Genomic DNA, 23,821 nt, shown 5'->3' on the forward strand with positions numbered 1-23,821 from the left:
GATTTCTTAACATCCGACGAACCGGACCCGAACGCGGCTTGCCAGCAAAACAAACCCTTATCGCGCTCGGCGTGATCGCGGCCATGGCCTGCGTCAGCGGTTGCACGTCGACATCGCAGATGAAATCCGCGTCTTCCCTCACCGAAACAGCGACCGTCGCCGGCACCGATGCCGGCTTCACCATACCGTTGCCGGAGACGGTTTCGGTGCTGCCGGAACCGTCGGGGATTACGCCCGTTCAAACCGCTGAGTTGCCCGCCGGCCCGACCACACAGGCGGCCGCGGCAACCGCGGCCTTTGCCGGAGCGACCCCAACCGCACCGGCCGTGCCGGCGGTGATGACCGCCAATGCCTGGCAGGCGCCGCCGCCGGCTGGCGCCGGCGCACCAATCAAGGCGGCAGCCACCTACGCCACCGCCGGGCTCATCGTGCCGGCGATCGCCAGGAACGATCAGAAAGCCATGCCCGGCGTGCAGCAGGCGGCCTATGTTGTGCCGCAGAATCCGGCTGCCCTCGTCCAGTTTCCTGCCGCTCCGGTGCAGGAAGAGCATGCGACCGGCGTGCGCGGCGATATCGACCGGCTGATCGTAAAATACGCCGCGTTTTATCAGGTGCCGGTCGACCTTGTGCGCCATGTCGTCAACCGCGAAAGCACCTTCAATCCCAAGGCCTACAACAACGGCCATTGGGGGCTGATGCAGATCAAGCACGCGACGGCGCGCGGCATGGGCTATGACGGACCGGCCAGGGGCCTGTTCGATGCCGAAACCAACCTGAAATACGCCGTCAAATACCTGCGTGGCGCCTGGCTGGTGTCGGACGGCAACGCCAAGCGCGCCGACTGGCTCTATCAGACCGGCTACTATTTCGACGCCAAGCGCAAAGGCCTGCTCGAGGCGACCGGCCTCGGCGTCGACCGCAAGCGGCGCCGCCTGCTGCCCGACGCCTGAGCGAAATGCCCGAACCGCGCCCGCCGGCTCCGAACGACATCCGGCTGCGCAAGATCCTCGACGAGACGCTGGTTCCCGCGCACTGGTCGGATGGCTTTGTCATGCGCACCCTCGAGCCCGGCGATGCGCCGGCCTTGCATGCGCTGCTGACCGAAGTGTTCGACGATGGCGCCGACGGCCCGTTCGACGAATGGTGGCCACGCATCTCAGGCGACCCCGAATTCGATTCTGCGCTCTGTTTCCTCGTCATCGACGCCAAGGGCCTGCTGGTGGCGGCGGCGCTGTGCTGGACGAGCGCCTTCGTCAGGGATCTCGCCGTGCATCCGCAGGCGCGCGGCAGGGGCATCGGCGAGGCGCTGATGTGGCACGCCTTCGCCGTCTTTCGCGAACGCGGCGCAGACCATGTCGACCTCAAGACCAACACGGTGGAAAACGCCGCCGCTGTCAGGCTCTATCAGCGGCTTGGGATGAGCCCTGTCGCCTGGGAAGGCTGAAGCCGCGGCCCGGCCCACCGCCGCTCGCGGGCATCGCTCGGGAACCCAGAGCGCCGCTCCGCATTCAAAGAATGGTGGAGGGGTCCGACGAGCTTCCGGAGCCTCGAAGGCTTGCGTCGCCGTTCCGAAAGGAGATCCTCCGCCGCCATGAGGCTCTTTCACGCATTTGCCACGTTGGTCGCTGCCGCGATGATTGCGGCTGTGCCTGCGCGAGCCGTCGAATTGTCGATCGTATCGGGCGACACAGGAATCGGCATCAAGGTGCTGCGTGAAATCCTCGACCGCTATGAGAAGGACAGCGGCAACAAGGTCAGCATCGTCGTCATGCCGGCATCCGGGACCGACCAGTTCGGCCAGTACAGGCTGTGGCTTGCCGCCGGCAATAGCGATATCGACGTCTACCAGACCGATGTGATCTGGGCGCCGCAGCTCGCCAGCCAGCTCGTCGACCTGACCGCGGCGACCAAGGATGTCGTCGGCGCCCATTTCCCCTCGATCATCCAGTCGCAGACCGTCAACGGGAGGCTGGTGGCGCTGCCGATCTTCACCGATGCGCCGGCGCTCTACTACCGCAAGGACCTGCTCGACAAATACGGCGCCAAGGTGCCTGCCACCTGGAAGGAGCTGGCCGACACCGCCAGGCTGGTCATGGACAAGGAACGGGCTGCCGGCAACAAGGACATCTGGGGCTTCGTCTTCCAGGGCAATGCCTATGAGGGGCTGACCTGCGACGCGCTGGAATGGGTGATGTCGAACGGCGGCGGCCAGATCATCGAGCCGGACGGCACCATCTCGATCAACAATCCAAAAGCGGCGGCAGCGCTCGACACGGCCAAAGGCTGGGTCGGAACCATCGCGCCACCCGGCGTGCTGGCCTATCAGGAAGAGGAATCGCGCGGCGTGTGGCAGACCGGCAATGCGGTCTTCATGCGCAACTGGCCCTACGCCTATGCACTAGGCAATTCCGAAGGCTCGCCGATCAAGGGCAAGTTCGACGTAGCGCCGCTGCCGGCCGGCACCGGCGAAGGCGCGCGTCCGGCGGCGGTGCTGGGTGGCTGGAATCTTGCCGTGTCCAAATATTCCAGGCACCCGGACGCTGCGATCGGGCTCGTCAAATTCATCGCCTCGCCCGCGATGCAGAAATACCGCGCGCTGAGGAACTCCAGCCTGCCGACCATCCAGGCGCTCTATGACGATACCGACATCGCCAGACAACAGCCGATCGTTCCGCGCTGGAAGCAGATCTTCCTCAATGCGGTGCCGCGTCCCTCGGCCGCGGCCAGGATCAAGTACAACGAGGCGTCGAGCCAATTCTGGAACGCCGTCCACAAGACGCTGTCGGGCGATGGCACCGCGGGCGACAATCTGGCCGACCTCGAAGCCATGCTGACCAGGCTGAAGGGGCGTGGCTGGTGACGCCACAACGCGCCTCCATGTCCCGCCCGGCGCGAGGGATGACAGAAGCGGAGCCGAGGACTGAAGCCGTCGCGACCCACCGCCCGCGCTCGCGGCTGATGCGCCAGCGCGTGCGTTCGGCCTGGCTGTTCCTGGCGCCGATGCTCCTGGTGCTCGCCGCCGCTGCCGGCTGGCCGCTCGCCCGCACGGTCTATTTCAGTTTCACCGACGCTTCGCTGGCCGATCTTGACGCCCGCCAGTGGGCAGGCTTCGCCAATTACTTCTCGGTGCTGCGCATGCCGAGCGGCCGGGTGCTCTACGATGGCGTGCTGGCCGACCCGGTGTGGTGGAGCGCCGTCTGGAACACGGTGCGTTTCGCGGCCCTTTCGGTTACCTGCGAGACGATCCTCGGCATGGTCGTCGCGCTGGTGCTCAATGCCGAATTCCCGGGCCGCGGCATCGTCAGGGCGGCGATCCTCATCCCCTGGGCGATCCCGACCATCGTCTCGGCCAAGATGTGGCAGTGGATGCTCAACGACCAGTTCGGCATCATCAATGTGGTTCTGCTCAATCTCGGCCTGATCGACACCAAGATCGCCTGGACGGCCAACGCGGACACGGCGATGGCCGCCGTGCTGGTCGTCGACATCTGGAAGACGACGCCGTTCATGGCGCTGCTCATCCTTGCCGCGCTGCAGATGCTGCCGCGCGAGATCATCGAGGTCGCCAGGCTCGACGGCGCCAATCCGTGGCAGATCTTCTGGCGGGTGACCTTGCCGCTGATCCGGCCTGCGGTGATGGTGGCGGTGATCTTCCGCGCGCTCGATGCGCTGCGCATCTTCGACCTGATCTATGTGCTGACGCCCAACAACGTGCACACCAAGTCGATGTCGGTGTTCGCGCGCGAGAACCTGTTCGAGTTCGACAAATTCGCCTACGGCTCGGCCGCTTCGACGCTGCTGTTCCTCATTCTTGCGCTTCTCACCATGGCCTATATCCGGATCGGCGGGGTCAGCCTCGAGGGCGGGCGCTGAGATGTGGATCCTGAAGCGGACGGCTTTCTACCTGCTGGTCGCGGCCATCGTGCTGGTCGCGGTATTCCCCTTCTATTACGCCATCGTCACCAGCCTGAAATCGGGCACCGAACTGTTCCAGGCCGACCTCTGGCCGAAGACGTTCAGCCTCGGCAATTATCGCAACGTGCTGACCGAAGGCGCCTTCGCACGCAACCTGATCAACTCACTGGTGGTCTCCGGCGCGGTCGTCGCGCTCTCGCTGTTCCTCGGCGTCACCGCGGCCTACGCGCTGGCGCGCATCCGTTTTCGCGGCCGCTCAGCGCTACTATTCGCCATCCTGTCGGTATCGATGTTCCCGCAGGTGGCGGTGCTGGCCGGACTGTTCGAACTGGTGCGGATGTTCGGCCTCTACAATTCGCTTCTCGCGCTGATCTTCTCCTACATGATCTTCACCTTGCCGTTCACCGTCTGGGTGCTCACCGCCTTCGTGCGCGACCTGCCGGTCGAGGTCGAGGAGGCGGCGATCCTTGACGGCGCGACGCCGTGGATCATCATCACGCGCATCTTCCTGCCGCTGATGTGGCCGGCGCTGGCGACCACCGGGCTGCTCGCCTTTATCGGCGCGTGGAACGAGTTCCTGTTTGCGCTGACATTCACCTCCAACAACGCCCAGCGGACCGTGCCGGTGGCGATCGCGCTGCTTTCGGGCAATTCGCAGTTCGAGATCCCGTGGGGCAACATCATGGCCGCATCGGTGATCGTCACCGTGCCGCTGGTGCTGCTGGTGCTGATCTTCCAGCGCAAGATCGTCTCCGGCCTCACCGCCGGCGGCGTGAAGGGGTGAGGAGAAAATGTCGGAACCGGCCGCAGCGGCGCGTCCTTAGGTCTTAGAGCAACCGCGCCGGGACGCCGGCGCTGTGACCCAAGGAGCCGATCATGATCACCTTCCCCAACGAATCCGCCAGATACCGCGCCGCCCGCGAAAAGCTGCTGAAGAAGGAAATCGCGCTGCGCCGCGCCATGGAGGATGTGGCCGTGGCGCGCCGCGCGTTGCCGCCGGGCGGGCTGGTGCCACAGGATTACGTGTTCGAGGGGCTGGATGCCGAGGGCAGGGCGGCCGAGATAAAGCTGTCGCAACTGTTCGCACCCGGCAAGGACACGCTGATCCTCTACCAGATGATGTTTCCGCGCCATCCGCAGGAGACGCGCGACGTGGCAATGACGGGCGGCACGGCGAAGCTGGCTCGGCCGGACCAGCCATGCCCGTCCTGCACGGCGCTGCTCGACCAGTTCGACGGCGCCGTCGGCCATCTCCAGGCGGCCGGCTTCAACTTCGCCGTGGTGGCGAAAACCGCGCTCGAAAACCTCGTCACGCTCGGCCGCGACCGTGGCTGGAAGAACATGCGGCTGGTGTCGTCGGCCTCCAACAGCTTCAAGCGCGACTACAACGCCGAGGATGCCGACGGTGCGCAGATCCCGCTGCTCTCGGTGTTCCACCGCGACGCTGACGGCATCAGGCATTTCTGGTCGTCCGAACTCGGCTTCGCGCCGCCCGAACCCGGCCAGGACCCGCGCGCCATCGGCACCTGCGAGATCCTGTGGAACCTGATGGATTTCACCCCGGAGGGCCGGCCGAACTGGCACGAGCAGCTGCAATATGGCGAGGCATGCTGCCATTGACGGCAAGGTGCTTTGCGCAACTTCCGTGCATCTGCGGCGTTGGAATCCCGAGGGAACCATTCCGATCGGAGATTGCAGATGAAAACGCTTCTGACCATGACCGCCGCGGCCTTGCTCGCCGCCGCGCCCGCCGCGCTTGCCCAATCCACCGCCCAAACGACGCCGCTGGCGGCCGACAGCAAGGTCGACACGCAGACCTTCATCAAGACGGTGCCCGGCGCCAACGAGTTCGAGATCCAGTCGAGCAAGCTCGCCGAGCAGAAATCGGCGTCGGCCGACGTCAAGGCCTTCGCCAAACAGATGATCGAGGACCACACGAAGACCGGCGAGGACTTCAAGGCGGCACTCGCGCAGGGCCAGACCACCGCCTCGACCAAGCCGGCCGGCCCGGCGCTTCAGCCGAAAGAACAGGGCCAGCTCGACGAGCTCAAGGCCGCCAGCGGCAAGGACTTCGACACCAAATACATCATGATGCAGACAGCCGCTCACAAGGACGCCGTCGCGCTCTTCAGCACCTACGCCCAATCGGGCGATGATCCGGCGATGAAGGAATTCGCCAAGAAGACGCTGCCGACGCTGAAGATGCACGAGAAGCATGTGAAGGAACTGGGCGCGGCGCATCAGGGGTGAGGGCGGTCGAGAGGGAGCTGAACCGCAGACGACAGCACTCTACGGCGCCCCCTCTGTCCTGCCGGACATCTCCCCCACGAGGGGGGAGATTGGCTGTCGCGAATGCTTTCGCTAATCTTCAGCGCTGGAAGAAAGAGCGCCGTCGCCGAAGCTGCCAATCTCCCCCCTCGTGGGGGAGATGTCCGGCAGGACAGAGGGGGGCGCCGTAGGGCGCGACGGCTCACATCTCGCAACAGGGTTCTTCCCATGCCTGCGTGGGACTACAGTGCCGCACCACCACCCTGAGAGCACCCATGCCCAAACTCGACCTCGCATCCCTGCCCCTCCGCAAGGGCTCGGGCTATCCCGCGCCCTTCGATGGCCCTTGCGCCGGCCGCACGCGCCGCCGGCTTGGCGATGCCGGCGGGCTCACCGATTTCGGCGTCAACCTGATGACGCTGCCGCCCGGCGGCTGGTCAAGCCAGCGTCACTGGCACAGCCATGAGGACGAGTTCGTCTATGTGCTGGAAGGCGAGCTAACGCTGGTCGAGGATGGCGGTGAGACGCTGCTGAGCGCCGGCGACTGCGCCACCTTCGCCAAGAACAGCGGCAACGGCCACCATCTCATCAACCGCTCGTCCACGACGGCGCTCTACCTCGAGGTCGGCTCGCGCAACCCGGACGATGTCATCACCTGCTCCGACATCGACATGATGAGCCCGAGTTCGGACGGCCGGTTCCTGCACAAGGACGGCACGCCTTATCCGGGGCAAGGGTGAAGGCTGGACAACGCGTCGGCGCTGGCGTTCCCCGGCCGGCACTATAAGCTCCCCCAAACCCAGGGAGCATCACCATGAAAAAAGAAATCATCGAAGTGCCCGTCATGTCGGACAAGGTGCGGGCGCTCGGCCTGCCCTGTTCGACGGCGGTGAAGGCCAACGGATTCGTGTTCATCTCGGCGACGCCGCCGGTGGACATGGTGACCGGCGAGATGGTGCGCGGCGACATCGAGGTGCAGACCGAGGCATCGCTGAAGGCGCTGAAACACTGCCTGGAAGCGGCCGGCACCTCGCTGGAAACGTGGTGATGGTGCGCATCTACGCCGTCAATTCGGGATTCTACAACGCGATCAACCGGGTCTATGCGAAGTATTTCAGCGTGAACCCGCCGGCGCGGAGTTTCGTGCCTGTGGCGTCCTGGCCGATGGAGTTTGATATTGAGATTGAGTGTGTGGCGGTGGCGTGAAGAACTCTTGCAAAAGCCAGTCTTGAGCACACCTTCTCCCTCAACCATGCAACTTCTCAACATTTGCGCATAGAAACTGGAAACCCCACCCCATTCCATTGGTCCGAAAACTGCCAAGCGCACCTAGCACCGTCTTGAGTTGGGGCATTGATTGAGTCACGAAAAAAAGCAATATCGAATAAACTTCAGGGGGATCCATGGAACTCGATTCTGGCGATGAAGCCTTTCTAATAAAAACCATTATGCAGGGGGATGCCCTTCTAATTATTGGCGCCGGTGCATCGGCTTCAAGTAAAAATTCCTACGGCCATCCCGTTAAAACGGGAGGAGCTCTGGCCAAGCTGTTCGCCGAACGTGCTGGTCTTCCCTATGATTCTGAAACTTTAACAGAAGTGATGTCCGCAGTGCGCGGTCAATATCTGAGCGATGTTCAGATCAATTCAATTCTTATTAGAGAGTATAAAGGCGTATCTCCATCCGATGAAATCGTATCACTTTTACAAGTATGTTGGAAGAGAATATATACGTTCAACTACGATGACTCTATTGAAAATATTCAGAAAAGAACTGCGCAGGTCCGCCGGTACTACAACGGAATGATTGACTCTGCGGCTGAATTTGAGGGTCCTCGTTTTCTCCATGTTATTCACCTTCATGGAGATATAAGCAAGCCAGAGCACGGATTTGTACTTTCAGATACGGAGTACGCGAGGGCATATTCTAAGTAATAAAAACTATTGGTACGAAAGATGCGGTCAGGATTACATCTCTTCATGTCCAATATTTATTGGTACGTCGATAGATGAGCCCATCTTATTAGCAGAAATCGAAAGGGCTAAAATCAACGGAAAACTCTCTTCCGGGCGCGGCTATGTGATCACGCCGGATAGGTTGTCTCCTATTAAAAAAGAAGGGTTAAAGTCAAAGGGATTGGTGCACGTTGAGGGCACTCTCAAAGATTTTGCGGCTTGGGTCAAATCCGCATTTCCAAGCGGAAATGACGCCCGCGAGGTAGTGGCTAAAGCTAACGAGTTTGGTGCTGCGGCGCTTAACTTGGTTACAGCCTCTGACATAGATGTTGCCCACTCCCTTTACCCTATTTCATTTAAAGTGCTCGCTGAGCGCCTGAAACGGATGCGCCCGAGTGAAGAAGCGCTAATGGGACGGCAGTTCCTTCAAGGCTTTCCTCCGAGTTGGACCCTTGCGGCATCCAAGATCCCTGTTCGACTTGAGGCGTTTGAAAGTTTAAAAAAAGAGCTCTTTGAGTCGATTGGACGAGGTGATCGGCTTTTCGTCACCACAGGGCAGGCCGGCAGTGGTAAGACAACTGCTACAATGATGGCAATGCTTGACTACGCCAAAGATAACCCGGAAGTACCCATTTATGAAATGAGCAGAGACGTGGTGTCGCCTATGAAGGCACTTTCTTTGCTAAGTAGATTGCATGGAGATCGGTGCATAGTTTTTGCCGGAGATCTTTTTATTTTGGGTGACGGATTCTCTGACTCTCTTGTCTCAATAAAGGCAGGTAATATAACAGTCGTCTCTTCATCTCGCACTGGTGAGTGGAACGAGCACCTTTCTCGATATCTAGGTGAATTTGCGCGTCCGGCATCGTTCGAGCGATTTGTCAGGCGGGATTATGATCCTTTGATCGATCGTCTTGTTGAATACGTACCTGCGCCTCGCTTCCGAAAGATGACTCGGTTGCAGCAGCATGCAGAGCTAGCGAAATCGAAAAGCCAACTACTAATCGCCCTTCGAGAAGCTACAGATTCGGAAAATTTTGATAACATTATTACCAATGAGTTTGAGAAACTCCCGGACGCAGACACAAGGCGTCTTTTGTTAATCGTTGGCGTTGCAACCTTGGCCAGAATTGGTGTGAGCGCTGATGTGGCCCGAGAGGCTTATTCTAAACTGAAGCCTACGAGGACGTTTGATAAAGCGTTGGAAGCTCTTGACGGCATAGTGTCATACACGGAAAGCAAAAGGCTAATCGCCAGGCATGACTTATATGTAAGGCATATATTTGATGAGGTTGCGGCCTTCGAGGATATACGTGACGCCCTGAGAGAGATTCTTAGAACTTATGTGAAATACAATATGCCTATCGTTAGGCATGTTCACAGGCAAGATGCGCAGTTGTTCAGATTCTTGCTAAATCACACATTTATTAGTGAGATTTCTCGGCGCAAGGGCCGACATGAGGATGGCTCTGTTGTTTATGCTGATTTTGAGACTGACTTTCAACTTGATGGACATTATTGGCTTCAATATGGTCTTTATTTAGCTGAGCAAGGTAATCTTCCGGAGGCTGTATCTATGATGCAGCGATCGATAAGCGCTTATTCCGGCAACCCGTACGCAGTCCACGCGCTTGCTGATCTGCAGTTGCGCTCCGCGCGACAACGAACTCAATACGACGCGGTAACGCGGGATCTCATTGATGTTGCTGTTAAAACTCTTAGAGTGATGGATTCGCAGCAATCTCTGAAAATTGATCAATATCCGATTGTCACACTATCACTGGGGCATGTTGGAGCGTTAGTGAAGCACTCGCAGGCGGATGCGGCTAAGAGTTTCGCAAAAGAGTATTACGAGCGGATAAAATTCTTATCGAGAAATATTCACTCTGCGATGCTTGACAGGGCAGAGGAGAGACTTTTCCGATACATAACGCTAGGTGATTGGGGAGAAGCGCAGAGCGCGGCGAAATCTAAGCACGGACCACGTCGGGCAAGGTATCGACGTCAGTCCAAGTAATTAGCCAAAATACTCCTGCAGCGGCCTCACTTCCAGGCTCCCCGCCTTCAGCGCCGCGATCGCCTCCGCCACAGCCGCCGCGCCTGACAGCGTCGTATAATACGGCACCTTCTGCATCAGGGTCGCGCGGCGCAGCGACTTGGAGTCCGACACCGCTTTCTGGCCATCCGTCGTGTTGAAGACGATCTGCACCTGGCGGTTGCGGATGGCGTCTTCGATGTGGGGGCGACCCTCCAGGACCTTGTTGATCTTCTCGGCGACGACGCCGTTTTCGGCGAGGAAGCGGGCGGTGCCTGAGGTGGCCATCACCTTGAAGCCGAGGCCGGCGAGGCGCTTGACCGCGGGCAATATGCCTTTCTTGTCCTCGTCGCGCACCGAGACGAACAAAGTGCCGGAGCGGGGGAGATCGACGCCGGCCCCTAACTGGCTCTTGGCGAAGGCAAGCGCGAAATCGCGGTCGAGGCCCATGACCTCGCCGGTGGAGCGCATTTCCGGGCCGAGCAATATGTCGACGCCGGGGAAACGGGCGAAGGGGAAGACGGCTTCCTTGACCGCAATGTGGCCAGGATTGCGCGGGTCGGGCATGGCGCCGTAATGGGCGAAGGCGTCTTCCAGGCTCTCGCCGGCCATGATGCGGGCGGCGATCTTGGCGATCGGGCGGCCGATGGTCTTGGCGACGAAGGGCACGGTGCGCGACGCGCGCGGGTTGACCTCCAGCACATAGACCGTGCCGTCCTTGATCGCGTATTGCACGTTCATCAGACCGCCGACATTGAGCGCGCGGGCAAGGGCCGCCGTCTGGCGCTCCAACTCGTCGACCAGCTCCGAAGGCAGCGAGTGAACGGGGAGCGAACAGGCCGAGTCGCCCGAATGGATGCCGGCCTCCTCGATGTGCTCGAGAATGCCAGAGACAAAGGTCGCCTTGCCGTCGCAGAGGCAGTCGACATCGACCTCGATGGCGCCACTGAGATAGGTGTCGAACAGCAGCGGGTTCTTGCCCAGCAGTGTGTTGATCTGGCCGGTCTTGTCGTTGGGGTATTTCTGCTTGATGTCCTCCGGCACCAGGCCGGGCACGGTGTCGAGCAGGTAGGATTGCAGCATGCCCTCGTCATGGATGATCTGCATGGCGCGGCCGCCAAGCACATAGGAGGGGCGCACCACCAGGGGGAAGCCGAGCTCGCCGGCGACGAGGCGGGCCTGCTCGACCGAATAGGCGATGCCGTTCTTCGGCTGGCTAAGGTTGAGCTTGTGCAGCAGTTTCTGGAAGCGGTCGCGGTCCTCCGCCAGATCGATCATGTCGGGCGAGGTGCCGAGGATCGGGATGCCGGCCTTCTCCAGCGCGTCGGCCAGCTTCAGCGGCGTCTGGCCGCCGAACTGGACGATGACGCCGACCAGCTCGCCCGAGGCCTGTTCGGCGCGCAGGATCTCCAGCACGTCCTCCGCCGTCAGCGGATCGAAGTAGAGCCGGTCCGACGTGTCGTAGTCGGTCGACACCGTCTCCGGGTTGCAGTTGATCATGATCGCTTCATAGCCGGCGTCGCGCAGGGCAAAGGCGGCATGGCAGCAGCAATAGTCGAACTCGATGCCCTGGCCGATGCGGTTCGGCCCGCCGCCGAGGATGACCACCTTCTTGCGCGACGAAACCTGCGCCTCGTTTGCAAGCGCGCCGGCGAAGGGCACTTCATAAGTGGAGTACATGTAGGCGGTCGGCGAGGCGAACTCGGCCGCGCAGGTGTCGATGCGTTTATAAACCGGATGAACGTCGAGCTTTTCGCGAATCTTCTGAACGACTTCCACGTCGCTCTTCGTCAGCGACGCGAGGCGGGCGTCCGAAAAGCCCATGGCCTTCAGCATGCGCAGATTGGCGGCATCCTCAGGCAGGCCGTGCTCGCGGATGCGGGCTTCCATGGCGAGGATGCCGGCGATCTGCTCGAGGAACCACGGATCGATCTTGCACATTGCGTGCACGTCTTCGAGCGAGGTGCCCATGCGGATCGCCTGCGCCACCATGCGCAGCCGGTCGGGCGTCGGCGTGCCCAAGGCGGCGCGGATCGCGTTGCGGTCGTCGGCGCTGTTGGCGGAGCCAAGGCCGGGGATCTCGATCTCGTCGAGGCCGGTGAGGCCGGTCTCCAGGCCACGCAAAGCCTTCTGCAGGGATTCCTGGAAGGTGCGGCCGATAGCCATGACTTCGCCGACCGACTTCATGGCGGTGGTCAGCACCGGCTCCGCGCCGGGGAATTTTTCGAACGCAAAGCGCGGGATTTTCGTGACGACGTAATCGATGCTCGGTTCGAACGAGGCGGGTGTCGCGCCGCCGGTGATGTCATTCTCCAACTCGTCCAGCGTGTAGCCGACGGCTAGCTTGGCCGCGATCTTGGCGATGGGGAAGCCGGTCGCCTTGGAGGCCAGCGCCGAGGAGCGGGAGACGCGCGGGTTCATCTCGATGACGACGAGACGGCCATCGGCCGGATTGACGGCGAACTGCACGTTGGAGCCGCCGGTCTCGACGCCGATCTCGCGCAGCACCGCGATCGAGGCGTTGCGCATCATCTGGTATTCCTTGTCGGTCAAGGTCAGCGCCGGCGCGACGGTGATCGAATCGCCCGTGTGCACGCCCATCGGATCGATGTTCTCGATGGAGCAGACGATGATGCAATTGTCCGCTCTGTCGCGGACGACCTCCATCTCGTATTCCTTCCAGCCGAGCACGCTCTCCTCGATCAGCACTTCGGTGGTCGGCGAGGCGTCGAGGCCGGACTGGACGATGTCGAAGAATTCGGCCCTGTTGTAGGCGATGCCGCCGCCGGTGCCGCCCATGGTGAAGGAGGGGCGGATGATGGCGGGCAGGCCGACATGGTCGAGCGCCTGGGCGGCGATCGCCATGGCGTGGCTGATGTAGCGCTGCTTGCGGTCGCCTTCGCCGAGGTTCCAGCTTGTCTCCAGCGCGTCGAGCGCGGCGTCGAGATTGTCGGGCTTTTCGGCCTTCAGTGCCGCGCGTTCGGCTTCATGCGTCTTGCGGTCGGCATTCTTGACGTCGGTGGCGTTGGCCAGCATCGACTTCGGCGTTTCCAGGCCGATCTTCTTCATCGCTTCGCGGAAAAGCGCCCGGTCCTCGGCCTTGTCGATGGCCGTGGCGTCGGCGCCGATCATCTCGACATTATAGCGCTCCAGCACGCCCATGCGGCGCAGCGACAGGGCGGTGTTGAGCGCGGTCTGGCCGCCCATGGTCGGCAGCAGCGCGTCGGGCCGTTCCTTGGCGATGATCTTGGCCACGACCTCGGGGGTGATCGGCTCGATATAGGTGGCATCGGCCAGTTCCGGATCGGTCATGATGGTGGCCGGGTTGGAATTGACCAGGATGACGCGGAAACCCTCTTCCTTCAGCGCCTTGCAGGCCTGGGTGCCGGAATAGTCGAATTCGCAGGCCTGGCCGATGACGATGGGGCCGGCCCCGATGATCAGGATCGACTTGATGTCGGTGCGTCTTGGCATCTTTATGAATTCCGTTCGGCGAGCGGCTTGCACGAAAAACCGGGACGGGAGACCCGGCCGGTTGTGCTTGCGATTCTGGTATCAGGCTAGGAGGGCCTTATAGGGAAGAGTTTTGCCTGATGTAACCCCGAAAATGAGGGCAGTAGGGCAGTAGGGCAGTAGGGCAGTAGGGCAGTAGGGCAGTAGGGCAGTAGGGCAGTAGGGCAGTCACTCCAGCCACTTCACACAGCCCTACTGCCCTATTGCCTTCCAAACTAATGCCCAAACGCCACCGCGTCCGTAATCTCGAATCGCTCCGAGACGCCGACGCGGATCATGCTGAGGCTGCCTTCGCGGGTGAAGCGGAAATCGCTGTCGCCGTCGGAGCCGGCGGGCAGTCCGCCATAGAAGGAGATGACGCGGCTGCCGCCGTCCGGCCAGGTCACGGTGACGTCGGCCTTGTCGCTGCCCTTGTGCTCGACGCTTGCCGCGCAAAGGGTCATCGGCTGGCCGACATTGCGCGCACAGGGAATTTCAATGGCGGCGCCTCCGGCGGTGGCCTCCGCCTGTGCCGGATTCTCCCCAGTGCGCGGTTCATTCGCCACCAGCGCCAGGCCGTAAGCATCCTGCATGGCGATCACCGCGGCGGATTTCGGCGTGGTTGCGGGGGCAGCCGCATTGTCGGCTCCGCCTAGCCGCGCCGTCAGGTCGGGCGGCTGAGCGGCCGCGGGGCTGGCGGCGCCGAGCGCCTGGCCTGCATTGTTGGTCGCGGCAGCGGCCGCATCCGCCTGATCCGGATCGGGCGGCGAAGCCGGATTGACGGGGTTCAGGTAGCGGGCAGGGGTCCAGCCGCTGATTTTCGGGTTCTCGGCCTCGACCTTGCACCATTGCCGGCCGTCTACGTCGATGCAGCCGAGATTGTTCACGCTGGCGCCATTGGCCAGACGCGCCTCGGTCTTGCCGATCGGCGATGGCTGGGCGCGGACGTTGAGGAGATCGTCGGGGGCGAGGCCGGTGACGATGGAGATGAACGGCCCCTCTTCGGCATGGGCCACCGTCAGAAGCAAAGGAGCGGCGATCAGCGCGAAGAGCGTCGTTCGGAGCGTAGACCAGCGCTTCATCGCTTCGCCGTGGCCGATAGATTGCATTACCAAAGGCACCGCCAGATACGAAAACGCCGCCACACGCGAAGCCGATTTTATAGGCGACGACGCTGCGCCATGTCCAGAAGCGAGATTTTCTTCCGGCAGGGACGGAGCTGCGTGAGGGCGATGATCGGAGGAGCGGGGGAGCGAGCAGCCTGGCGGCATGAATGCAAAGAGCATTCAGCCCTGGCGGCATGAATGCAAAGAGCATTCAGCCTGGCGGCATGAACGCAAAAAGCATTCAGCCGGGCGGCATGAATGCGAAGAGCATTCAGCCGGGCATGAAGCCGGTTCGCAGCGCATGGGCCCATTCGGGCCGTCCCGCCTGTTCGGCTTGGCTGGCGGCCGCCTCGTGATCGTAGTCGACGGCGATGGCCTCGAAACGGTCGGGCCGGCCGGGCTCGCCTGAAGTGACGATGCCATAGCGCGCATGCGGCGCGCCCTGCTCGGAGGAATGCGCCGGCGACGTCGAGTCTTCATAGGCGGGACAGCCGACGCTGCCCGGGTTGAAGATCACCGGACCGCCGGGCAAGCGGATCAGTTCGGCCCGGTGGCTATGGCCGCACAGGGCCAGGCGGCAGGCCGGATCGAGCGCCTTCAACCGCCGCCGGATCGCCGCCAGCGGCGCACGCACCAGCCGGCCATCGGTGATCGCATCGAGCAGGTATTTCTCGTCATGATCGGGCCTGGCATGGAAAGCGATCACGCCGGGCGCGATCTCCAGCGTCAGAGGCTGGGCGAACAGCACCTCGCGCTGCGCCCCGGTCAGCCGTTCCCGCGCGTAGATGTCGGAGGCCCACATGGTCTCATCGGCCGGATCGGCGGCGACGCGGCGGTCATGATTGCCGCGCACGGTCGGCAGGTCCAGCGCTTCCAGCCGCGCAAACGTCTCGCGCGGCCAGAGCGGACCCGAAACGCTGTCGCCGAGATTGACCGTGATATCCGCGCCGCCGCGCCGCTCGAGGTCGGCGAGCACGGCGTCAAGCGCCAGCACATTGCCGTGGATATCGGCGAGGACAGCAATGCGCATGGGAACTCCGGTTGTGAGGCAGCGTTTCCTCTCCCCACTGCCGTGGGGCGAGAACCCAGATCCCGCGAGTCAGGCCGTCACTTCGATATCATGGCCGCCGACGGCCGGCAGCGCTGGATCGTCGCCTGCGGCGGCAATAATGCTGTCGAGCAGGCCGGGGAAGCGGGCATCGAGATCGGCGCGGCGCAGCGTGATCATGCGGTTGGTGCCGGCCACTTCTGCGCGGGTCACGCCGGCCTCGCGCAGCTTTGCCAGGTGGTAGCTCAAATTGGTCTTGGAGGCGAGATCGAGGAATTTGCTGCAGTTCAGCGGCACGCCTTCCTTGCTGGCGAGATAACGCACGATCGCCAGCCGCGTCGGGTCGCCGAGCACGGCGAGCACGATCGGCAGGCTGATCTGGTCCGTATTGGGATGTGGCAGGCTCATGGCTGCAACCTAAGCACAGTTCCGGCCGATTTCAACGCACCCGCTCCGCGTCTGCCGTGCACACCGCTCTCCCTTTCACGATCGTGCTGACACAGGGCTGTCAGGATGGTTGTGCTATTTTTTCCTGGCTTCATTGACATCCTGCCGGGTTATGTCCAATTGTTCAATAACCTTTGAACTAAGGACACATCGCCATGGACAAGCGGATCTTCTGGCTTGCGCTCGGATCGTTTGCGATCTCGACCGAAGGCTTCGTCGTCTCCAGCCTTCTGCCCGACATCGCCAGGGATGCCGGCATCTCCGTTCCGCTCGCCGGCACGCTGATCACCGCCTTCGCGCTCGCTATGCGGTCGGCACGCCGATCCTGGCGACGCTGACCGGCGAATGGGACCGGCGCCGCGTCATCCTGTGGACGCTGGTGTTCTTCGTCATTGGCAACGTTGCCGCGGCCTTGAGCTCCTCCTTCGAAGTGCTGCTCGCCGCGCGCATCATCATGGCGCTGTCGTCTGGCCTGTTCGCGGCGACCGCGCAAGGCACGGCGGTGGCGCTGGTCGATGACCATCACCGGGCCCGCGCCATTGCCGTCGTCGTCGGCGGCACCACGGTGGCGGTAGCGGTGGGCGCCCCGCTCGGCGCGCTGGTCGCGGCGATAGCCGGCTGGCGCGGCACGTTCTATGCCATCGCAGGCCTCGGCGCGCTCGCCGGCGCCATCCTCTGGTATCGGCTGCCGCGCGGCATCATCGGCACCAAGCTGCCGCTGAAGCGCCGGCTGGCGGCGGCAATGCGTCCCGGCGTGATGCCGATCCTGGTGACGACCACGCTTGCCCTCATCGGCGCCTTCACCGTGTTCAGCTTCATCGCGCCGCTGGCCATCGAAGCCAGCGGGCTCTCCCCGATAGCGCTGCCCGGCATGCTGCTCGCCTTCGGTGTCGGCGCCGTCATCGGCAACATCGCCGGCGGCCAGGCCGCGGACCGGTTTGGCGCGACGCGCACCGTCGGCTGGTCGCTGGCGCTGAGCGCTGCCATGCTCGTCACCTTCTCGCTGATCCCGGCCTTTCTGCCGCATCATCTCGCCGGGCCGGCGCTGATGGGCATGATGGTGCCATGGGGCATCGTCGGCTGGGCCTTTCCGCCGGCGCAGGCGAGCCGCATCATCAAGCTCGCCCCCGACGCTGCCCCGATCGTGCTGTCGCTCAATGCCTCGGCGCTCTACCTCGGCGTGGCGCTCGGCGCGGTGGTTGGCGGCGCCGTGCTGCGCTATGGCGGTCCGGCCGATCTGGGCCTCATCGCGGCCGTCTTCCCCGTCGTCGGGCTCGGCATCGTGCTGGCCGGCCGGATGCTGGCGCGGCCGGTCGCCATGCCGGCGGAGTAGAGGGCGCCGAGCTTTTCGTCACTGGTTCTTACGCGGCCGCTTCAACTGGAGGGAGCGGCCGCCGGCGTTTCGAGGTCCAGAGAGGCCACATCATCCAGCGTCGCACGCAGCTTCGCGGCTTGCTCCGCGCCGATCATCTCCTCGAAGCGCTGCTGGGCGACACTCCACAGCCTGATCGCCTCTTCGAGCTTGGCCTGGCCGTGCGGCGTCAGCCGGACGCGCTTGACGCGGCGATCGTCCTTATCGGGGAAAGTTTCGACATAGCCGTCGCGGACCAGCGGCTTCAGCGTATGGCCGAGCGCCGAGAGATCCATGATCAGCGCCTCGGCAACGGTCCCCATCGCCGGTTCGCTGCTGGCACTGATCTGAAAGAGCAGGCCAAATTGCGTGCCTTTCAGCCCGGAAGGCGCAAGCGCGTCGTCGTAGAAGCGGCCGAGCCTGCGCGCGGTGCGCCGCAAGGTGGCATTGTTGCATCGGCTGAATCCCGGTTGCTGAAGATCGGTCATGTCAACTCCTCGCTGGCAAAGCCTGTGCCAGCCTGCCGCAGAAATAGTTTTCGCGGCCGCCGTTGACAAGATAGTGGCATATACCTACTTCGCCGAAAGTGGCATATGCCACCAATTGACGATCGAGAAGCTCGGCAGCCGGCGCATCCGTCGAAGCCGAACCAGAGCGAAGAGCGCGAAAGGAACAGGACAATGAGCAAGAATGAGAACAAGGGCACCGCCGTCATCACCGGCGCTTCCTCCGGCATCGGCGCTGTCTATGCCGACCGGCTGGCGGGGCAGGGCTATGACCTGGTGCTGGTGGCGCGCCGCGCGGACCGGCTCGAGGAATTGGCTGAAAGGCTGCGCTATGCCTACAGCCGCAAGGTCAGCGTGATCAGTGCCGATCTGGCCAACGACGATGATGTGCGGCGGGTGGAGCGGACGGTGTCGACGGATGACAGCGTCACGCTGTTGGTCAACAATGCCGGGCTTGGTGGTGCGCAGGTGGTTGCGACGGCGGACGCCGATGCGGCTGAACGCATGATCAAGGTCAATGTGATCGCCCTGACGCGGTTGACGCGTGCTGTGCTGCCGGGATTTCTCGCGCGCAACCGCGGCGCTATCGTCAACATCGCCTCGGTGCTGGCCTTTGACACCTCGTTCGGCGGCATCTACAGCGGCACCAAGGCCTATGTCGTCAACTTCACCGAAGCCCTGCAGCGCGAGGTTGCCGGCACCCATGTCCAGGCGCAGGTGGTGCTGCCGGGGGCGACCCGGACCGATTTCTGGGAAGTCGCGGGAAGCGATATCGACCAGCTTCCGAAGGAAATCATCATGACCGCCGACGATATGGTCGATGCTGCCCTTGTCGGCCTGGCCAGGGGCGAAGCCGTCACCGTGCCCGCGCTTGCCGATACGGCCAAGCTGGACGCCTTCCTTGGCGCCCGGCAGACCTTCTACGGCAGCCTGCACGCCGACAAGCCAGCCGCACGCTACGCGGCTTGACAGGATTCGGGTTCCTCGCCTCGCCTTGCGGGGGCGAGGAACCCAGGTTCTGCAGGCCCATCTTACGCCTGCCGCCACATCGGAATGATCGATGCCGCCAGCACCAGGCCGAGCAGGATATTGAGCGCGCGCCATTGCTGCTCGGTCTTCAGCAGCCGGGCGAGCAGCATGCCGGCCACACACCATAGCGACAGCGAGAAGGCGGCGGTGAGGCCGAAGGTGGAGCCGAGCAGCAGGGCCAGCCGCGCCGGCCCGTCGGCGAGTGCGGCGAAGGATGCCGCGGCTCCAAGCCCCATCGCCCAGCCCTTGGGGTTCAGCCACTGAATGCCGGCACCGCCGAGAAAACTGTTCGGTTTGATCATCGTCACATCGAGCTTGGGGGCCCCCGCACGGCCGATCTTGAGCGCCAGCCAGACGAGGTAGAGCGAGCCGGCGATCTTCATGGCAAGCTGCAAGGACGGCATGGCGAGAAGCAGGCCGGCCAGCCCGGCGGCCGCCGCCCCGGTGACGGTGGCCAAGCCGGCCGCGCTGCCGACCACCAGCGGGATGGAGCGGCGAAAGCCGAACTGCGCGCCCGACGCCGTCGACAAGGTGGTGGCGATGCCGGGCGTGCTGGTCGCCATCAGGGCGAACAGGATCAGGGGGATGACGGGTTGGAGCATGCGGCGTCCTCAGTCGGAGGCCCCATGGTAGATGCAGCCGAATATCAGTAAATGCAATATTTGCGATGATGGGCATTAGCATCTATAATGCAGGCATGATCCGCAACCTCGATACGACGCTCATGCGCACCTTCGTCACCGTCGCCGACAAGGCCAGCATGACGGCGGCGGCCAATGCGCTGCACCTGACGCAAGGCGCCGTCAGCCAGCAAGTCCGGCGGCTGGAGGAGGCGCTCGGCCGCAGCCTGTTCGAGCGCGACCGGCGCGGCTTGCGGCTGACCTCTTCCGGCGAGCGGCTGTTCGGCAAGGCAAAGCGGCTGCTCAGCCTCAACGACGAGATCTGGGCCGAAATGGCTGCCAATGTCGTGGCCGGCCAGGTGCGGTTCGGCGTGCCTTACGACCTTGTCGGCACGACGCTGGCGCCGGTGCTGAAAGCCTATGCGCAAACCTATCCGCAGGTCGAGATATCGCTGGTCTGCGCCTCCTCGCCGGAATTGGCCGCGGCGCTCGCGGCCGGCACTATCGACCTGGCGGTCATCGAGGAGCGGGTGGGGGCATCGGATGGCGAGTGCCTCGCCATCGATCGGCTGGTGTGGGTCGGCGCCAAGGGCGGTGTCGCGCGCGCCAAGCGCCCCCTACCGGTCTCGATGGTCGCCGACAGCTGCGCCTTCCGGCCGGTTGTGCTTTCGGCGCTCCACGAGCATGGGCTGGAATGGCGCACCGTGTTCGAGAACGGCAATATCGACGCGACGACCGCAACGGTGCGTTCCGATCTGGCCGTCACCACCTGGCTGGCCTCCACGGTGCCGGCCGATCTCGACATATTGCCGTCCGAGTCCGGCCTGCCGCCGCTGCCGAATTTCTCGATCAACCTGCATCTGCCGAGGCACGGCGTCGGCCCGGCGGCGCAAGCGTTCGCACGGCATATACGCGACGGGCTGGCGCGCCGGCCGCAGGCGGCTTGAGGGAATTTTCAGAACCTGGTTTCCTCTCCTCCACGTTCGTGGAGGAGAGGAAAAGAAGCGTTTACTTCCAGGTCCTGCGCCGCTCGAGCTCGGCGTCGGATGGCTCCCCCGTGACAAAGGAACCGGTCTTGATTTCGCCGGCGCGCTCGTAGGTCGCCATGATGACGCCGGTGCTGGAAGCCTGCGAGCGGGTCAGCTTGAAGGCGGCCGGCATCGCGTCATCGCCGAACAGCCGCTTGCCCTTGCCCAGCAACAGCGGGAAGATCATCAGCCGAATCTCGTCGATCAGCCCATTGGCGAGCAGGGTCTGGATCAGATTGGCCGATCCCTGGATGAGCAGGTCAGGTCCATCTTCCTGTTTGAGGCGGCGCAACGCCGGGACGATATCAGGCCCAAGCGATTGCGTGTTCTGCCAGGTGAGCGAATCCGGACGATGCGTCGCTACGTATTTGGTCGCAGGGTTGAAGGCATCCGCGATCGGATCTTTCTGATACGGCCAGTATGCGGCGAATATGTCGTAGGTTCTGCGGCCGAGCAACAGGGCGAAGGGTTTGGAGAATAGTTCATCCATTGCCGCGCCCGCCACTTCGTCAAAATAGTGGAACGTCCAGCCGCCGAACTTGAAGCCGCCGACGGGATCCTCCTCCGGGCCGCCCGGCGCCTGCATGACGCCGTCGAGGCTGACGAATGTCGCCGCTATGATCTTTCTCATGGGATGCTCCTCCTGTTTCGATCCACGCCGTCAGGGCCGGACTTCAACCCAAGGACGGATGACTGGCTGGCCGTCCGACAGGGCGTGCCGAATTTCGGTTCGTCAGACCCGAGGCCGCGCATCGAGGCTGCGTGACGAAAACCAGACATGCTCAAAGATCGCGGTGGCGGTGCGGTCCGGCAACTTGTCCGCTGTCAGCCAGATCGAGCGGCTGCGCGCGGCCTGGTCGCGCGTCGGGATTTTTGCCGCGAGACTTGCAACCGACGCGCCGGAGCAAGGGATGAACCAGGAGCGCATGAAAGGGTCGCAGGCAAAACCGTTTTCGGTGCGGGTCACCAGAACGGCCAGGGGAACGCGCTCGGCCGGGCGCCACGGGAAGATCATGCGGCCGTCCGGCTTCAGCGCCTTGAGCCAGCCGGGTGGAGGTGCCGCGACGCCGGCATTGACATAGATGACGTCCGACGGCGGCAAATCCGATGTGACGGCATCGCCAGGAATGACAGTGACGTTCTCGTAGCCCGCAAGGTTTGCCTTTGCCCGCGAGGCAAGATCGGCGTCCAGTTCGAAGGCGGCAACGGTGCCGCCAGGTGAAACCAACCTGGCCAGCAAAGCCGTGTAGTAGCCGGTGCCGGCGCCGATGTGAGTGACAGCCTCGCCGGGCCTGGGCGCGAGTTTCCCGATCCACATGGCGTGCAGGAACGGCTCGCCATTGTTGATGCCCTTGTCGGCATCGAGCACCACCAGCACGTTCTGATAGATGAAGCGCGGGTCGGCGCTCGGGGTCTCGACCGCGCCTTGGCCGGCGACGATCGTCCATGGGCCGGGACCGAGAAACGCCTCGCGCGGCACGGCCGCGAACACCTCTTCAAGACGCGGATCGGCGGAACGCGCCTGGGCAGCCATCAGCTTGGCATAGAAGCTTCGGGATTGGGCTATCGTGGTCATGATCGACCGAGAAATAGCGCGGGCCGCGTCTTTGTCGCGGCCGATCTCAGCCGATCCCGAACAGCGTGTCGTAGAGCAGCTTGAAGTTGAGCACCAGGATGATGGCGGCGACCACCCAGGCGAGCGCCGCAACGCCGCGCGGGATGGCAAGGCTGCCCATCTTCTTCCTGTCAGAGACGAACTGGACCAGCGGGATTACCGCGAAGGGCAGTTGCATCGACAGGATCACCTGGCTGAACACCAGCAACTGGCCGGTGCCCTTTTCGCCGTAGAGCGCGGTGACGACCACCACGGGGATGATGGCGAGGCCGCGCGTCAGCAGGCGCCGCGCCCATTGCGGAATGCGCAGGCGCAGGAAGCCTTCCATGACGATCTGGCCGGCAAGCGTGGCGGTCACCGTCGAGTTCAGGCCGGAGGCGAGCAGCGCCACGGCAAACAGGATCGAGGCGATGCTCAGGCCGAGCAGCGGCGACAGCAGTTCGAAAGCCTGGCCAATCTCGGCGACGTCCTGGTGGCCGGTGTTGTGGAAGGCGACCGCCGACACGATCAGGATCGAGGCGTTGACGAACAGGGCCAGCATCAGGGCGATGGTCGAGTCCGTCGTTGCCCATTTGATGGCGTCGCGCTTGCCCTCGTCGGTGCGTTCATAGGCGCGGGTCTGCACGATTGAGGAGTGCAGATAGAGATTGTGCGGCATGACGGTGGCGCCGATGATGCCGATGGCGATGTAGAGCATCGCCGGATTGGTGACGATTTCGGATGACGGCACGAACATCGAATGCAGGATCGTGCCGGCCGGCGGCGCGGCGACGAAGATCTGGATGGCAAAGCAGCTGAAGATGATGATCAGAAGCGCGATGACGAAGGCTTCGAGATAGCGGAAGCCCTTGTTCATCAACAAAAGCACCAGGAAGGCGTCGAGCGCGGTGAGCATGGCGCCGCCGATCAGCGGAATGCCGAACAGGAGCTGCAGCGCGATCGCGGTGCCGATCACTTCGGCGAGGTCGCAGGCGATGATGGCGAGCTCGCAGGCGATCCACAGCACGAAGTTCACCGGACGCGGGTAGTAGGCGCGGCAGGCCTGGGCGAGGTCGCGGTCAGTGGCGATGCCGAGACGCGCGGCCAGCGCCTGCAGCAGGATCGCCATCAGGTTGGACAGCATGATGATGAACAGCAGCGTGTAGCCGAACTGGGCGCCGCCGGCGAGGTCTGTCGCCCAGTTGCCCGGGTCCATATAGCCGACCGAGACCATGTAGCCCGGCCCCATGAAGGCAAACAGGCGACGGAACCAGACGCCCGAATTCGGCACGGCGATCGAGGAATTGACCTCGCGCAGACTCGGCTGCTCGTCGCCTGGCCTGTCGAACCGCCACGCGGGTCTGGCTATGGCGGTGGCGTCGGTCTCGGACATGGCGAATTCCGCTTGATGCAATGGATGATGTCTC

The 23,821-nt window shown here is 63.2% G+C and carries 21 protein-coding genes and 3 pseudogenes; 14 read left to right on the forward strand and 10 right to left on the reverse strand.

Annotated elements, in window-relative coordinates; all coding sequences use genetic code 11:
* Positions 1-38: 38 nt before the first annotated feature.
* The 7 genes from FJ426_RS12215 (at position 39) to FJ426_RS12245 (ending at position 6,165) form a co-directional block, all read left to right on the forward strand.
* Positions 39-950: a lytic transglycosylase domain-containing protein gene (locus FJ426_RS12215; protein ID WP_140675538.1), complete on the forward strand. Its 912-nt coding sequence runs from the start codon at positions 39-41 to the stop codon at positions 948-950.
* Between the two features lie 5 nt (positions 951-955).
* Entirely contained in the window at positions 956-1,444 is a 489-nt protein-coding gene (locus FJ426_RS12220; protein WP_140516793.1) for a GNAT family N-acetyltransferase, read from the forward strand.
* A gap of 147 nt (positions 1,445-1,591) precedes the next feature.
* The gene (locus FJ426_RS12225) at positions 1,592-2,860 is read left to right on the forward strand and encodes an ABC transporter substrate-binding protein (protein WP_140631929.1); all 1,269 of its coding nucleotides are present in this window, start codon (positions 1,592-1,594) and stop codon (positions 2,858-2,860) included.
* Positions 2,861-2,958: 98 nt separating this feature from the next.
* Positions 2,959-3,873 carry a sugar ABC transporter permease gene (locus tag FJ426_RS12230; protein WP_181171778.1) on the forward strand — a complete coding sequence of 305 codons (915 nt, stop codon included), beginning with the start codon at positions 2,959-2,961 and terminating at the stop codon, positions 3,871-3,873.
* 1 nt (position 3,874) lies between these two features.
* Positions 3,875-4,699: a carbohydrate ABC transporter permease gene (locus tag FJ426_RS12235; RefSeq protein ID WP_140582062.1), complete on the forward strand. Its 825-nt coding sequence runs from the start codon at positions 3,875-3,877 to the stop codon at positions 4,697-4,699.
* Between the two features lie 92 nt (positions 4,700-4,791).
* On the forward strand, positions 4,792-5,535 hold the full coding sequence (locus tag FJ426_RS12240; RefSeq protein ID WP_140560648.1) for a DUF899 family protein: 744 nt from the start codon (positions 4,792-4,794) through the stop codon (positions 5,533-5,535).
* 78 nt (positions 5,536-5,613) lie between these two features.
* Complete coding sequence (locus FJ426_RS12245; protein ID WP_140560649.1) at positions 5,614-6,165, forward strand: DUF4142 domain-containing protein; 552 nt, start codon at positions 5,614-5,616, stop codon at positions 6,163-6,165.
* A 48-nt stretch (positions 6,166-6,213) separates the two neighbouring features.
* On the opposite strand, the pseudogene FJ426_RS31805 reads toward FJ426_RS12245, so the two are convergent.
* Positions 6,214-6,369 (reverse strand): annotated as a pseudogene (locus tag FJ426_RS31805) (precorrin-3B synthase); the annotation flags it as partial.
* Between the two features lie 89 nt (positions 6,370-6,458).
* On the opposite strand from FJ426_RS31805, the gene FJ426_RS12250 reads away from it, so the two are divergent.
* The 4 genes and pseudogenes from FJ426_RS12250 to FJ426_RS12265 all read left to right on the forward strand — a co-directional run bounded on the left by FJ426_RS12250 (position 6,459) and on the right by FJ426_RS12265 (position 10,155).
* Complete coding sequence (locus tag FJ426_RS12250) at positions 6,459-6,923, forward strand: cupin domain-containing protein (RefSeq protein WP_140547156.1); 465 nt, start codon at positions 6,459-6,461, stop codon at positions 6,921-6,923.
* 74 nt (positions 6,924-6,997) lie between these two features.
* Positions 6,998-7,389 (forward strand): annotated as a pseudogene (locus tag FJ426_RS12255) (RidA family protein).
* A 197-nt stretch (positions 7,390-7,586) separates the two neighbouring features.
* Entirely contained in the window at positions 7,587-8,117 is a 531-nt protein-coding gene (locus tag FJ426_RS12260; RefSeq protein ID WP_140560650.1) for an SIR2 family protein, read from the forward strand.
* The gene (locus tag FJ426_RS12265; RefSeq protein WP_140825217.1) at positions 8,074-10,155 is read left to right on the forward strand and encodes a hypothetical protein; all 2,082 of its coding nucleotides are present in this window, start codon (positions 8,074-8,076) and stop codon (positions 10,153-10,155) included. Before FJ426_RS12260 ends, FJ426_RS12265 begins: the two co-directional genes overlap by 44 nt.
* On the opposite strand, the gene carB is transcribed toward FJ426_RS12265, so the two are convergent.
* From carB to FJ426_RS12285, 4 genes are all read right to left on the reverse strand, one after another.
* Positions 10,156-13,647: a carbamoyl-phosphate synthase large subunit gene (gene carB / locus FJ426_RS12270; protein ID WP_140560652.1), complete on the reverse strand. Its 3,492-nt coding sequence runs from the start codon at positions 13,645-13,647 to the stop codon at positions 10,156-10,158.
* 254 nt (positions 13,648-13,901) lie between these two features.
* A complete protein-coding gene (locus FJ426_RS12275) occupies positions 13,902-14,747 on the reverse strand; it encodes an SH3 domain-containing protein (RefSeq protein ID WP_140560653.1) in 846 nt (281 codons plus the stop codon).
* A 295-nt stretch (positions 14,748-15,042) separates the two neighbouring features.
* Positions 15,043-15,801, reverse strand: coding sequence for a metallophosphoesterase family protein (locus tag FJ426_RS12280; RefSeq protein ID WP_140560654.1), 759 nt, complete (start codon positions 15,799-15,801; stop codon positions 15,043-15,045).
* Positions 15,802-15,870: 69 nt separating this feature from the next.
* On the reverse strand, positions 15,871-16,227 hold the full coding sequence (locus FJ426_RS12285) for a helix-turn-helix transcriptional regulator (RefSeq protein ID WP_140495932.1): 357 nt from the start codon (positions 16,225-16,227) through the stop codon (positions 15,871-15,873).
* 194 nt (positions 16,228-16,421) lie between these two features.
* On the opposite strand from FJ426_RS12285, the pseudogene FJ426_RS12290 reads away from it, so the two are divergent.
* Positions 16,422-17,599, forward strand: a pseudogene (locus FJ426_RS12290) (MFS transporter).
* Positions 17,600-17,640: 41 nt separating this feature from the next.
* Here the strand turns inward: FJ426_RS12290 and FJ426_RS12295 are convergent.
* On the reverse strand, positions 17,641-18,105 hold the full coding sequence (locus tag FJ426_RS12295; RefSeq protein WP_140495930.1) for a MarR family winged helix-turn-helix transcriptional regulator: 465 nt from the start codon (positions 18,103-18,105) through the stop codon (positions 17,641-17,643).
* A gap of 192 nt (positions 18,106-18,297) precedes the next feature.
* Here FJ426_RS12295 and FJ426_RS12300 point away from each other — a divergent pair, with 192 nt between their 5' ends.
* A complete protein-coding gene (locus FJ426_RS12300) occupies positions 18,298-19,092 on the forward strand; it encodes an SDR family oxidoreductase (protein ID WP_140560656.1) in 795 nt (264 codons plus the stop codon).
* Positions 19,093-19,154: 62 nt separating this feature from the next.
* Here the strand turns inward: FJ426_RS12300 and FJ426_RS12305 are convergent, their stop codons facing one another.
* Complete coding sequence (locus FJ426_RS12305; RefSeq protein WP_140560657.1) at positions 19,155-19,754, reverse strand: LysE family translocator; 600 nt, start codon at positions 19,752-19,754, stop codon at positions 19,155-19,157.
* A gap of 95 nt (positions 19,755-19,849) precedes the next feature.
* On the opposite strand from FJ426_RS12305, the gene FJ426_RS12310 reads away from it, so the two are divergent.
* The gene (locus FJ426_RS12310; RefSeq protein WP_140524953.1) at positions 19,850-20,719 is read left to right on the forward strand and encodes a LysR substrate-binding domain-containing protein; all 870 of its coding nucleotides are present in this window, start codon (positions 19,850-19,852) and stop codon (positions 20,717-20,719) included.
* Between the two features lie 61 nt (positions 20,720-20,780).
* On the opposite strand, the gene FJ426_RS12315 is transcribed toward FJ426_RS12310, so the two are convergent.
* The 3 genes from FJ426_RS12315 to FJ426_RS12325 form a co-directional block, all read right to left on the reverse strand.
* On the reverse strand, positions 20,781-21,431 hold the full coding sequence (locus FJ426_RS12315; protein WP_140524852.1) for a dihydrofolate reductase family protein: 651 nt from the start codon (positions 21,429-21,431) through the stop codon (positions 20,781-20,783).
* 102 nt (positions 21,432-21,533) lie between these two features.
* A complete protein-coding gene (locus FJ426_RS12320; protein WP_181167698.1) occupies positions 21,534-22,376 on the reverse strand; it encodes a protein-L-isoaspartate O-methyltransferase in 843 nt (280 codons plus the stop codon).
* A gap of 46 nt (positions 22,377-22,422) precedes the next feature.
* Complete coding sequence (locus tag FJ426_RS12325; protein WP_140524851.1) at positions 22,423-23,787, reverse strand: Nramp family divalent metal transporter; 1,365 nt, start codon at positions 23,785-23,787, stop codon at positions 22,423-22,425.
* Positions 23,788-23,821 lie beyond the last annotated feature (34 nt).

The sequence above is a fragment of the Mesorhizobium sp. B2-6-4 genome (assembly GCF_006441495.1).
Lineage (GTDB): Bacteria > Pseudomonadota > Alphaproteobacteria > Rhizobiales > Rhizobiaceae > Mesorhizobium.